General features: G+C 68.3%; 11 protein-coding genes. 6 read left to right on the top strand and 5 right to left on the bottom strand.

Features of this window, described 5'->3' with window-relative positions:
* Positions 1–64 precede the first annotated feature (64 nt).
* The 4 genes from H7965_RS18515 to H7965_RS18500 all read right to left on the bottom strand — a co-directional run bounded on the left by H7965_RS18515 (position 65) and on the right by H7965_RS18500 (position 3453).
* Positions 65–1036, bottom strand: coding sequence for a tripartite tricarboxylate transporter substrate binding protein (locus H7965_RS18515; protein ID WP_186772073.1), 972 nt, complete (start codon positions 1034–1036; stop codon positions 65–67).
* Positions 1036–1776: a dienelactone hydrolase family protein gene (locus tag H7965_RS18510; protein WP_186772072.1), complete on the bottom strand. Its 741-nt coding sequence runs from the start codon at positions 1774–1776 to the stop codon at positions 1036–1038. Before H7965_RS18510 ends, H7965_RS18515 begins: the two co-directional genes overlap by 1 nt.
* 110 nt (positions 1777–1886) lie before the next feature.
* Complete coding sequence (locus tag H7965_RS18505; protein WP_186772071.1) at positions 1887–2669, bottom strand: hypothetical protein; 783 nt, start codon at positions 2667–2669, stop codon at positions 1887–1889.
* 232 nt (positions 2670–2901) lie between these two features.
* Positions 2902–3453 (bottom strand): hypothetical protein, encoded by a 552-nt coding sequence (locus tag H7965_RS18500; protein WP_186772070.1) that lies wholly within the window; start codon positions 3451–3453, stop codon positions 2902–2904.
* Between the two features lie 446 nt (positions 3454–3899).
* Here H7965_RS18500 and H7965_RS18495 point away from each other — a divergent pair, with 446 nt between their 5' ends.
* Positions 3900–5426 (top strand): ATPase domain-containing protein, encoded by a 1527-nt coding sequence (locus tag H7965_RS18495; RefSeq protein ID WP_229682694.1) that lies wholly within the window; start codon positions 3900–3902, stop codon positions 5424–5426.
* The gene (locus H7965_RS18490) at positions 5407–7089 is read left to right on the top strand and encodes an ATP-binding protein (RefSeq protein WP_186772068.1); all 1683 of its coding nucleotides are present in this window, start codon (positions 5407–5409) and stop codon (positions 7087–7089) included. Before H7965_RS18495 ends, H7965_RS18490 begins: the two co-directional genes overlap by 20 nt.
* Positions 7090–7129: 40 nt before the next feature.
* Here H7965_RS18490 and H7965_RS18485 read toward each other — a convergent pair whose 3' ends face one another.
* Complete coding sequence (locus tag H7965_RS18485) at positions 7130–7726, bottom strand: TetR family transcriptional regulator (protein WP_186772067.1); 597 nt, start codon at positions 7724–7726, stop codon at positions 7130–7132.
* A gap of 172 nt (positions 7727–7898) precedes the next feature.
* Here H7965_RS18485 and H7965_RS18480 point away from each other — a divergent pair, with 172 nt between their 5' ends.
* Genes H7965_RS18480 through H7965_RS18465 form a run of 4 tightly spaced genes read left to right on the top strand, consistent with a single transcriptional unit; the run spans position 7899 to position 12578 of the window.
* On the top strand, positions 7899–8717 hold the full coding sequence (locus tag H7965_RS18480; RefSeq protein WP_186772066.1) for an ABC transporter ATP-binding protein: 819 nt from the start codon (positions 7899–7901) through the stop codon (positions 8715–8717).
* Positions 8714–10612 (top strand): AMP-binding protein, encoded by a 1899-nt coding sequence (locus H7965_RS18475; protein ID WP_186772065.1) that lies wholly within the window; start codon positions 8714–8716, stop codon positions 10610–10612. Before H7965_RS18480 ends, H7965_RS18475 begins: the two co-directional genes overlap by 4 nt.
* Before the next feature lie 5 nt (positions 10613–10617).
* Positions 10618–11511 (top strand): branched-chain amino acid ABC transporter permease, encoded by an 894-nt coding sequence (locus H7965_RS18470; protein ID WP_186772064.1) that lies wholly within the window; start codon positions 10618–10620, stop codon positions 11509–11511.
* On the top strand, positions 11511–12578 hold the full coding sequence (locus H7965_RS18465) for a branched-chain amino acid ABC transporter permease (RefSeq protein ID WP_186772063.1): 1068 nt from the start codon (positions 11511–11513) through the stop codon (positions 12576–12578). Before H7965_RS18470 ends, H7965_RS18465 begins: the two co-directional genes overlap by 1 nt.
* Positions 12579–12612 lie beyond the last annotated feature (34 nt).

The following is a 12612-nucleotide window of genomic DNA, read 5'->3' as shown; positions in this document are numbered from 1 at the left end:
TGGGACCTGCCGCATCCAGCCGGCCCTCCGCGGCGGGCCGGCCGGAGCGCCGATCAGGAAGGCATCAGTCCGGCTCGATTCCGGCCTCCCGCACCACCCGCGCCCATTTGGCGATGTCGGCGCGGATCAGCGTGGCGAATTCCTCCGGCGTGCAGGGCGCCGGCATGGTGCCCTGGCGGTCGAGCTGGGCCCGCACCTCCGGCTCGCCGAGGATTGCCACCACCTCCCGGTTCAGCAGGGTGATGATCGGGGCAGGGGTGCCGGCCGGCGCCAGCAGCCCGTTCCAGCCGAGCACCGCATAGCCGGGCAGCGCGGCCTCGGCGATGGTCGGGATCTCCGGCAGGCTCGCCAGCCGCTCCCGCGTGCTGACGCCGATGGCGCGCACCTGGTTGCCGGCCAGCAGCGGCAGGGTGGTGATCGGCGGGTCGAGGAACATCGCGACCTCGCCCCGCATCAGCGCGGTATGCGCCTCCGGCGCGCTGCGGAAGGGCACATGCACCATCTCGATCCCGGCGGTGGAACAGAACAGCGCCGCCGCCAGATGCGCCAGGCTGCCGCTGCCGACCGAGGCGTAGTTCAGCTTCTCCCGCTTCGCCCGGTCGATCAGCCCGGCCACGTCGCGGTCCGGCCCGTCGCGCGGCACCAGCAGCACCAGCGCGACGGTGGTGACGGTGCTGATCGGCGCCAGGTCGCGTTCGGTGTCATAGGGCAGCCGGGCCTTCAGCGCCGGATTCACCGGATGGCTGGGATAGACCATCAGCAGGGTGGTGCCATCCGGCCGCGACCGCACCACCGCTTCGGTGCCGATGATGCCGCTGGCGCCGGGCCGGTTGTCCACCACCACCGGCCTGCCGAGACGCTGCGCCAGCCGGTTGGCGACGATCCGCGCCAGGATGTCGGTGATGCCGCCGGCGCCGGTTGGCACCACGATCCGGATCGGCCGGTCGGCCGGCAGCTCCTGCGCCAGGGCGGCGGGTGCGGCGAGGGCGGCGGGCAGCGGCGCAAGGCCGGCCAGCAGGCTGCGGCGCGACAGCATCAGCCGAGCCGCCGGCGATAGAGCGCGATCAGCCTCTCCCAGTGCCGCTCCGCCGCCGGCTTGTCGAAGCACCAGCGTTGCGGGAAGGCGAAGCCATGGTGGACGCCGGGATAGATCTCCAGCTCCCCGGCCGCGCCGGAGGCCGCGAACAGCCCCTTCAGCTCCTCGACCATCGGCAGCGGCGCCAGCTCGTCATGCTCGGCGCAGCCGATGTAGAGCTCGCCCTTGGCACGGCCGAGCGAGAGATGCGGGCTCTCCACCGCGTCGCTGACCAGCCAGGTGCCGTAGAAGGAGGCGGCGGCGGCGATGCGGTCCGGGTAGCGGGCCGCGGCGGCCAGGGAGTAAGGGCCGCTCATGCAATAGCCATGGGTGCCGACCGGGCCGGGCTTCGCTTCCTTCTGGGTGTCGAGGAAGCGCAGCATGGCGCCGACATCCTCCATCACCGGCGGGATGGTCATCTTGGTGCGGATGGCGCGCATGCGGTCGCGCTCCGGGTCGCCCATGGTCAGCACGCCGGGGCCGAAGACGCTGTCGCGGCCGGCGCGGTAGTAGAGGTTGGGCAGCACAACGTAGTAGCCGACGGTCGCCAGCCGCCGCGCCATGTCGCGCAGCTCCTCGCGGATGCCGGGCGCGTCCATCAGCATCAGCACGGCGGGGAAGGGGCCGCCGCGTTCCGGCCGGCAGATGAAGCTCTCCATCGCGCCATCGGCGGTGGCGATGTCCAAGGTGGTCTCGATCATGGGCGTCTCCCCGGGTCCGCGATGGCGCGGCAAACCCTTTCCTTGCCGCAATCTTGGCCCTCCGGGCGGAACTGCGCCAGACCCCGCCCGGCATGGGAGGCTGGCACGCCTCACCCCCTGCCGAGATGCGGACGGCCGCGCGGGTATTGCAGCAGCAGGAATTCGGCGCCGCCGGCCCCGGCCACCGCCTCCGCCGCCGGCTCATCCGGGAAGACGAAGGCGCAGGAGAGCGGCGGCAGCGGCGCTGCATCGCCGAACGCCAGGCTGCCGGCGACGACGACCCAATACTGCCCATCCCCCTCGGCCGGCGCCGGCCCGCGCAGCCGGGCACCGGGGGGCAGGCGGTGGCGCCACGCCGCCAGCCCATCCTCCGCGTCCGGCAACAGGCTTTCGCCATGGGCTTCGGTCAGGCGGGCCAGGTCTTTCTCGGCCAGTGGCGGGCCGGGCTCGGCGACCGCGACGCGGTAGCGCCGCGGCCGGTGCCGCAACTCCGCCGCCGCGCCTGGCACGTAGCGCGCACCGGGGTCGTAGCCGTTGCGCAGGGTGAAGTAGTGCAGCCCCTGGCTGCCGGCGCGCAGCGGCCCGTAGGAGCTGAAGGCATTGGCGTATTGCACCGCGATCGGCCCCACGTCCTGCCGGCCCAGCATGCCGCCGCCGCCCACCACCACCTGGAACTGGTTGGCGGCGTGGAAATGCGCCTGCACCAGACTGTCGGCTGATTGCTCGACAAGGAAGCCCATCGGGTAGACCGCCTCAGGCCCTGGTGGTGGTGGGGTGTCCGGGCCGCGGACGGCGAAGTTGGTGCCGAAATAAGTGGTGATATGCGCCGGCACGCCATTGGCGACGACGGGCTTGCGCGTGGCCGCCGCCGATTGGCCGTTGGTGATCTGCATCTCGGCGTTGCTCCCTTGGCGTTGCGGCGGAGCTTAGAGCGGATCGCGGAGGGGCGTGAACGCCCAGCAGCGCAAATCCAGCCTACAGACAACAGGCTACAGCGGATTGGCGTTCAGCCATGGACGCCGCCCGCCGTAGAGCATGACCGCTCAGGCATGGAACTGCCGAGCGCGCCGGTCGCGTGATCAGGTGTGGGACAGGTCGGAATGCTTGGTCGTGGAAGCAATCCAGCTACAGCGCCTGCCGCCGCCGCAGCCGCCGCATCGCTGCTGCCAGGCGTCGCCGCAGCGCGCCGCGACCGTGCGGGAAGATCCTGGCCCGCAACCGCCGCGCCATGGCGCGAAGCCGAACCCAGGCCGGCCAAGCCTCCAGCAGCGCATGGCCGAGCGCCAGCAGCCGCTCCACCCAACCATGCCCCCGCACGAACCTGCGCACCTGCATGAGCTTCGGCCGGGCGATGGCGAAGAGCCGGGTGGAGAAGGCCGCCCCCACCACCTTGGCGCCGAGGATGAGCACCGCCGCCCAGACGAAGTGATGGTGGCGGATCAGCCATAGCTCCCCGAGCTTCAGCAGCGGGAGGATCGGCACCCAGGGCAGGACGAAGATGGCGGCGACCACATTCGGACTGAGCCGCTCCGCCGCCGCGAACAGCCGCAGCCGGGCAAGCCTCCGGCCGAGCGCCTCCAGCCAGCGCCAGATCGTCGCTTCCATCAGCACGCCGATGAGGGCCACGGCGAACAGGAAGGGCGTGACGACGCGAGGCAGCGACGTGTCCCGGCTCATCCGTCGGGCCGCCCGTGCCGGAATGCCGACTATCGCGAGTGGGTGATGCACTTGCCGGAAGGATGGCCACGCAAGCATGGGCCAGCATGAACCACCCCCTCCGGCCGCCCGCCGATTCTCGCCGAGAAGCAAGAAATCTGCGCCGATAATAGTCCGTGACGAAACGCCAGCCGAAGGTGGCGGTTGTAGCACCGCGTCGATGCCAGCCCCTGCAAGCCCAACCGGTAAAGCCGAGCCGGAGCTGCCGAAGCGACCGATCCGGTTGCCATCCGTGGTTCCCCGCAGGGTTGCCGTCCTTGCCTGGCATGGCGCCGGCGCCACGGCTTAACCGACCGTGTAGGTATGGTTTTGACAGGGGCCATGGTCATGTATGTAGGCCTGTGGGTTAGGGGTGGCGTTTCACCGGTACGAAAGGGCGACCTGCCCACCCGATGCGAGAGGAAGGCGTGACTGAAGCGAACGACACTCTGGCAGTGGCCGGGGAGGACCCGCCCCGCATCTCGACCGGCAGCGACGGGCTGGACGACATCCTCGGCGGTGGCCTCGACACCGACAGGCTGTACCTTTGCGAGGGTCGGCCAGGCACCGGCAAGACGACGCTCGCCTTGCAGTTCCTGCTGGAGGGCGCCCGCCGGGGCGAGGCCACGCTCTACATTTCCCTCTCTGAATCGGAACGGGAGCTGCGGCTGGTCGCGCAGCGGCATGGCTGGTCGCTCGAGGACATTTCGGTGTTCGAGCTGGTGCCACCGGAAGCCAGCCTCGACCCGAACCGGGAACTGACCGTCTTCCATCCTGCCGAGGTGGAACTCAGCGAGACGATGCAGCTGATCTTCGAGCGTGTCGCCACGCTGAACCCCTCGCGGGTGGTCTTCGACAGCCTGTCGGAGATGCGCCTGCTGGCGCAGAACCCGATGCGATACCGGCGCCAGATCCTGGCGCTGAAGCATTTCTTCGCCGGTCGCGCCTGCACGGTGCTGCTGCTGGACGACATGTCCTCGAAGGCTGATGACCTCCAGCTCCACTCCATCGTGCATGGCGTCATCCTGCTGGAACAGATCGCCATCGATTTTGGGACCGAGCGAAGGCGGCTGCGCGTCATCAAGATGCGGGGCATGTCGTTCCGTGGCGGCTTTCACGACTTCACCATCAAGCGCGGCGGGCTCGAGATCTATCCGCGGCTGACCGCGGCCGAGCACCACCGGGACTTCGTCAGCGGGGTCATCCCGAGCGGCAATGCGGCGCTCGACGCCATGATCGGCGGCGGGCTGGAGCGCGGCACCAGCATGCTGCTGCTCGGTGCGGCGGGTGTCGGCAAATCCTCGCTGGCGCTGTTCTATGCGATCGCCGCCGCTGGCCGTGGCGAGCATTCGGTCATCTACGCCTTCGACGAGGGCCGCGGCACAGTCTACACACGAGCCAGGGCACTCGGCCTGCCGATGCAGGAGGCCGTCGAGGCGGGGCTGATACGGGTGCAGCAAATCGACCCGGCCGAGATGTCGCCAGGTGAATTCGCCAGCCTGGTGCGGCGTGCCGTGGAGGCGGATGGCGCGCGGGTCATCGTTATCGACAGTCTCAACGGCTATCTCAGCGCCATGCCGGATGAGCGCTTCCTGATCCTGCAGATGCATGAGCTGCTGAGCTACCTCGGTCAGCTCGGCGTGCTGACCATCCTCGTCCTGGCCCAGCATGGGCTGGTCGGGCCGATGCAGACCCCGGTCGACATCAGCTACCTCAGCGACACGGTGCTGATGCTGCGCTACTTCGAATTCGAGGGCTCGGTCCGGCGTGCACTCTCCGTCGTGAAGAAGCGTAGCGGTGCGCATGAGATGACCATCCGCGAGTTCCGGCTCAGCTCGCGCGGGGTGACCATCGGTCCCCCGCTCATGGACTTCAGTGGGGTCTTTACCGGCACGCCCCGCTATACCGGCACCGGCTCCCCGCTCCTGGACGACGATGAGTCCGCAGGCAGCTGAACGGCACCGCCCGCGAGTCCTGGTCCTCGCCCCGACCGGCCGTGACGCCGCGGCCTCGGCAGAGCTGCTTGCCCGGGCCGACCTGTCCGCCCAGATCTGCGCCAACCTCGACGCGCTCGTCGCTGGCCTTGCAGCCGAAGCCGATGCGGTGTTCGTCGCGGAGGAGGCGCTGCTGGGCAGGCCGATCGATCGGCTGTGCGCCTGGGTCGAGGCCCAGCCGCCTTGGTCGGACATGCCTTTCGTGATGCTGACCAGCCATCGCGAACAGCCGGTGGTGGTGGCGGGGCGCAGTCGGCTGGTGGCCGCGCTGCGGAACGTTTCCCTGCTTGAGCGACCGGTCCAGGCGATCACCCTGACGAGCACTATCCAGGCCGCCGTGCGCGCCCGGCGGCGGCAATATGAGGTGCGCAGGTATCTGGCCGAACAGGAACGGGCGGCGCGGGAGCTGGAAGATCTGGTCGCGGCGCGGACCCGCGAACTGGAGGCGGCGAACCAGGAGTTGCGGGCGCAGATCGCCGAGCGCGAGCGGATGGAGGTGACGCTGCGCCACGCCCAGAAGATCGAGGCGATGGGCCAGCTCACCGGTGGCGTGGCGCATGATTTCAACAACCTGCTGATGGTCATCTCCGGCGGCCTCGACATGATCGATCGCCAGGACGACCCCGGCCGGCGCAAGCGGCTGATGGATGGCATGCGGCAGGCTGCCGGGCGAGGCGCGGCGCTGACGCGCCAGCTTCTGGCGTTCTCCCGTCGCCAGGCCCTCAGGTCGGAGCCGGTCGACCTCGGCCGGCAGATCGGCGGCATGCGCGAGCTGCTGGACCGCAGCCTCAGTGGCGACGTCCATGTCACCCTCGACTTCGCCGCCACTCTCTGGCCGGTGGAGGTTGACCCGGGCGAGCTTGAACTGGTCGTGCTGAACCTCGCGGTGAATGCGCGCGACGCCATGCCCGAGGGCGGCACGATCACCATCCGCGCCGAGAACCTGGCCGGCCTGGCGGAACGGGAGCTTTGCGGCGACTTCGTCCGCCTTTCGATCATCGACACCGGGATCGGCATGCCGCCCGAGGTGGTTTCGCGTGCCTTCGAACCCTTCTTCACGACCAAGGACATCGGCAAGGGTTCGGGGCTGGGGCTTGCCCAGGTCTATGGCTTCGCCAAGCAATCCGGCGGCACGGTGCGCATCGAGACAGCGGTCGGGCGCGGCACCACCATTGCGCTGTTCCTGCCACGGTCGCACAAGGCACCTGCGGTGGAGGAGCACCACCTCATCGACCTCCATGCCGGGCGGCCGGCAGCCGGTGTGGCCGGCCATGTGCTGCTGGTCGAGGATGATGACGAGGTCGCGGCGCTGGTGTCCGAGATGCTCTCCCAGCTCGGCTTCGAGGCAACGCGCGCGTCGAGCGGCGCGGCTGCCCTTGGCGCGCTGACGAACGGCCGAGCCTTCGATCTGGTGTTCTCCGACATCATGATGCCGGGCGGCATGAATGGCGTGGACTTGGCCCGTGAGGTGAGGCGGCGGCGGCCCGGCCTGCCGGTTCTGCTGACGACGGCCTATGCGGCGGCGGCGAAGCGTGACGCGGAGGCGGAGGGGGTTGCCGTGTTGCCGAAGCCATACCGGCTCGAGGAACTCGCCGCAGCCACCCGCAACGTGCTTGGGCGGTAGCACGCGATCTCGCCCGACGCTCGGGGAAGGGGGAGCGGCATCAGCGCCGGCGGATTCCGTCCAGCGCGAGATCGACGTGCAGCGCGACGATCTCCGCCCGCCCGAGCCGGCCGCCGGGCCGGTACCAGGTGCAGACACCGGTGAGCATCGCCAGCATTGCATAGGCGGTGACGCGCACATCGCTCATCGCCAGCGTGCCCTCGGCAACACCTTCCTCCAGTAGCGCGATCAGCCGGTCCTCATAGGCGCGCCGCATCGCCAGGATGCACGCGGCATTTGGCGGATCCAGCGCGCGCAACTCGAAATTGGCGATGTAGACTTCCTGCTTGCGTTCCAAGTGATAGAGCACGTGGTGGGCAATGAAGCCGCGCAGCCGGTCGATCAGGGCCGGACCGGCGGCGGCCAGGGCTGCATCGGTCTCCGCCAGCAGGGTCGTCATGTGCTCCTGCATCAGGTCGAACAGCAGGCCCTGCTTGGTCGTGATATGGTTGTAGAGCGAGCCGGGCTGGATGCCGACGCCGGCGGCCAGCTCGCGCAGGTTCATGGCGGCGAAGCCATGCCGATGGATCAGCCGGAGCGCGGCGCGGCGGATGGCCGCGGCGGTCCGCTCGCCGTTCGATCCCGTGATCCGTGCCATCCGCCTCCCGCTCCGGGGTAGCCGTCACCCCGGCAACAGGCTTGGCTGCGATAGCGCTTGCGGTCAATGAGAAAACAAACGTATGTTAGTTTAGAGCAGGCACGAAGATGCCTGCCGGGGAGGGACATCGTGGCACTGCGCGCGCCGCATTTCCACAGCCGGATCAGCCGCCATGGCTGAGGCCGGCGCGCCGATCCTGGCGGCGGAGCAAGTTAGCCTGCGGTTCGGTGGCGTGCGGGCGCTGACCGATGTCTCCTTCCAGGTGAACCGCGGCGAGGTCTTCTCCATCATCGGCCCGAACGGTGCCGGCAAGACCTCGATGGTCAATTGCATCTCCGGCCGCTACCGCCCGACCGAGGGCGCCATCCGCTTCGACGGTGCCGACATCACCCGCGTGCCGACCCGCAGGCGCGCCGGCCTCGGCATCGGCCGCACCTTCCAGAACCTGGCGTTGTTCGGGCATATGAGCGTGCTCGACAACATCATGGTCGGCCGCCACCACCTGCTGCGGCGCGGTTTCCTGCCCGGCATGATCTATTGGCTTGGCGGCGCCCAGGACGAGGAGATCGCGCATCGGCGCGAGGTCGAGGAGATCATCGACTTCCTCGAAATCCAGCACATCCGCAAGGCGCCCGCCGGCACACTCCCCTATGGGTTGCGCAAGCGAGTGGAGCTGGCGCGCGCCGTCGCCCTCAAGCCCAGGCTGATCCTGCTGGATGAGCCAATGGCGGGCATGAACCTCGAGGAGAAGGAGGACATGGCGCGCTACATCCTCGACCTCAATGAGGAATGGGGCATGACCGTGCTGATGATCGAGCACGACATGGGCGTGGTCATGGACATCTCCCAGCGCGTCATGGTGCTGGATTTCGGCCGCAAGATCGCCGAGGGTACGCCGGAGGCGGTGCTGGCCGACCCGCATGTGCGGCGTGCCTATCTCGGCGAGGCCGATGAGGTGGTGCGCGATATCGATGAGTCGATGCCGGTATGATCGCGGACACCTTGCCGAAGCTGCTGCTTCGCAATGCCCGCGCGCATGGCGCCGAGGTGGCGCTGCGGGAAAAGCAGTTCGGCATCTGGCGCAGCATCACCTGGGCGGAATACGAGGCGCGCACGCGGGCCTTCGCGCTCGGGCTGCGTGCGCTTGGCCTAGGCGCCGGCGATGTGGTCGGGCTGATCGGCGACAACCGGCCGGATTGGGTGATGGGTGAGGTCGCCGCGCATGCGATCGGCGCCCGCAGCCTCGGCATCTACCGCGACGCGCTGGATGATGAGGTGGCCTATCTGCTGGCGCATAGCGGCGCCGCCGCGGTGATCGCCGAGGATGAGGAGCAGGTCGACAAGCTGCTCGGCATGAGCGGCCGGGCGCCCCGGCTGCGCCACATCATCTATTGCGACCCGCGCGGCATGCGCAAGCATGCCGATCCGCGGCTGCTGCCGGTCGCCGAGCTGGTACGGCTGGGCGAGGCGGCGCATGCCGCCGATACCGCGGGCTGGGAGGCGATGGTGGCGGCGACGCGGGGGGAGGAGGTGGCGATCCTCTGCACCACCTCCGGCACCACGGCGCGGCCGAAGCTGGCGATGCTGACCGGCGGCGCGCTGGTGCGGCATTGCGCCAGCTACCTCAAGGCTGATCCGAAGGGGCCGGAGGATGAATACGTCTCGGTCCTGCCGCTGCCCTGGATCATGGAGCAGATCTACGCCCTCGGCTGGAGTCTGCTGGCGCGGATGAAGGTCAATTTCGTCGAGGAGCCGGAGACGATGATGGCCGATTTCCGCGAGATCGGCCCAAGCTTCGTGCTGTTTGCCCCACGCGTCTGGGAGGCGCTGGCGGCCGAGGTCCGCGCCCGGGTCATGGACGCCAGCCCCATGAAGCGGGGGATGTTCGATCTCGGGATGCGCTGGGGGCTGGCGGCGCTCGACAGCGGCGGGCGTTCCGCCGCTGCCGACCAACTGCTGTTCCGCGCGCTGCGCGACCGGCTCGGCTTCACCAACCTTCGCTCGGCCGCCACCGGCGGTGCCGCGCTGGGCCCTGACACCTTCCGCTTCTTCCTGGCGATGGGCGTGCCGCTGCGCCAGCTCTATGGCCAGACCGAATTGCTGGGCGCCTACACCGTGCACCGGCCGGGCGAGGTGAATTTCGACACCGTGGGTGTCGGCTTCGACGCGAGCGTCGAGATGCGGATCGACCAGCCGGACCAGAACGGCGTTGGGGAGATCGTCACCCGCCACCCCAACATGTTCAGCGGCTATTTCGGCTTGGCGGATCCCGGCGACCTGCGCGACGGTTGGCTGCACACCGGCGATGCCGGCTACTTCGACAAGGCCGGGCATCTGGTGGTCATCGACCGCATCAAGGACATCGCCACCACCAGCGGCGGTGACCGGTTCAGCCCGCAATACATCGAGAACAAGCTGAAATTCAGCCCCTATGTGGCGGAGGCGGTGGTGCTGGGCGACAGAAGGCCGCACCTCGCCGCGATGATCTGCATCCGCTTCTCCATCGTCGCCAAATGGGCGGAGCGGAACCGCATTTCCTTCACCACCTACACAGACCTCTCGGCCCGCGACCAGGTGCTGGCGCTGCTGCGCGCCGAGGTGGCGAAGGTGAACGCGACCTTGCCGGAGCCGCAGCGCATCCGCGACTTCCTGCTGCTCTACAAGGAGCTGGACGCCGATGACGAGGAGCTGACCCGCACCCGCAAGATCCGCCGCGGCGTCATCAACGAGAAATACGGCGATATCATCGAGGCGATCTACCGTGGCGATGCGGCCATTCCGGTCGACACCACCATCGCCTTCCAGGACGGCACGAGACAGCGCATTCGGACCACCCTGCGGGTGATCTCCATGCGCGAGCCGGCACTGGCGCAGGCAGCGGAGTAGAGCTGATGGACTGGACCCTGCTGCTGCAACTCACGCTCAACGGGTTGATCGTCGGCGCGCTCTATGGCGTGGTCGCGATGAGCTTCGTGCTGATCTACAAGGCCAGCCAGGTGGTGAATTTCGCCCAGGGCGAGTTCCTGCTGGTCGGCGCCTGGGTCTGCTGGTGGATGCTGACGGAATGGCAGCTGCCGTTCTGGATGGGCTTTCTCTTCACCTTGGCCTTCATGACCATTTTCGGCATGGTGCTGCAGGTGATGGTGCTGCGGCCGCTGATCGGCGAGCCGGTGATCAGCGTCATCATGGCGACCATCGGCCTCGGCATCTTCTTCCAGGCGCTGATGAAGTGGATCTTCGGTGTCTTCGCCAAGCCCTTCCCGCCGATCTTCACCACGGAGCAGGTGAGCCTCCTCGGGCTGCAGGTGCAGACGGTCTATCTGATGAGCCTTGGCATCTCCATCCTCATCATGGCTGGCTTCGCCTGGTTCTTCACCGTCAGCAAGCATGGGCTGGCGATGCGGGCGACGGCCTTCGACCAGCAGGTGGCGCAATCCCTTGGCATCTCCGTGCCCAAGGTCTTCGCCATGTCCTGGGCGATCTCGGCGGTGGTCTCGGCGGTGGCCGGGGTGGTGGTCGGGGTGGTGAACGGCGTCTCCTCGGCGCTGTCCTTCTACGGCATCAAGGTGTTCCCGGCGGTGATCGTCGGCGGGCTGGACAGCGTGGTGGGCGCGGTGCTGGGCGGGCTGATCGTCGGGCTGCTGGAGAACTGGGCGCAGTACCTCGATGCCGGCTGGCTGAACTGGGGCAACATGTACACCGTCGCGCCCTTCTACGCGCTGATCCTGATCCTGCTGGTCAAGCCCTACGGCTTGTTCGGCACCAGGAACATCGAGCGCGTCTGATGTCCGCCACAACCCCTTCCGGCGACTTCCGGACCAGCTACCGGGAAGACATGACCATCTTCCCGACCCGCAACAGCCGGATCGCGCTGTGGGCCGGCCTTGCGCTGCTGTTGGCCTCGCCGCTGCTGCTCGGGCGCTATGAGCTTGGGCTGCTGATCAATATCGGCATCATGGGCATCGCCGCGCTGGGGCTGAACATACTGGTCGGCTTCACCGGCCAGATCAGCATCGGCCATGCCGCCTTCTTCGGCTTCGGCGCCTTCGCTTCCGCCTGGCTGCATGAAGGCTGGCACATCCCCGTCGCTTTCTGCATCCCGCTGGCGGGGCTGATGACGGCGCTGGTCGGCCTGGTGTTCGGCGCGCCGGCGGCGCGGCTGAAGGGCCTCTACCTCGCCATCGCGACCCTCGCGGCGCAGTTCATCCTGGAGGATTTCTTCGCCCGCGCCCAATGGTTCACCGGCGGCGTCGCCGGCCGCATCACCGAGCCCTTCGCGCTCGGCGGCTGGGTGGCGGACAGGGAGGAAACCTACCTCTACGTCGTCGTCGCCTATGTGGTGGTGATGTTCCTCGGCGCCGCCAATCTGATGCGGACGCGCGACGGAAGGGCGCTTGTGGCGGTGCGCGACCACTACCTCTCGGCCGAGGTGATGGGCATCAATCTTGCCTATTACCGCACGCTTTCCTTCGGCATCGCCAGCTTCTACGCCGGCATCGGCGGCGCGCTCTATGCCCATTACCTGCTCTTCGTCAGCGTCGAGGCGTTCAACATCCTGTTCTCCATCCAATTTCTCGGCATGGTGATCATCGGCGGCCTCGGCAGCATCATGGGCAGCCTGATGGGCGCCGCCTTCATGGTGCTGTTGCCGGAGGTAGTGCAGGCCGGTGCCGATCTGCTGGCCGGCGGTGCCATCGACCGCGCGCTGAAGCTCGGCGCCTCGATCTCCTTCCTGCGGGAGATGGCGGTCGGTGCCGCCATCATCCTCTTCCTGCTGTTCGAGCCCGATGGCCTTGCGCACCGCTGGCGCCTGATCAAGGCCTATTGGAAGCTCTATCCGTATTCGCACTGATAACAATCGGGAGGAAACCACGATGAGGATGCGA

Origin of the sequence: Siccirubricoccus deserti (assembly GCF_014283215.1) — a bacterium.
GTDB lineage: Bacteria > Pseudomonadota > Alphaproteobacteria > Acetobacterales > Acetobacteraceae > Siccirubricoccus > Siccirubricoccus deserti.
This window is presented reverse-complemented; position numbering and strand designations above follow the sequence as displayed.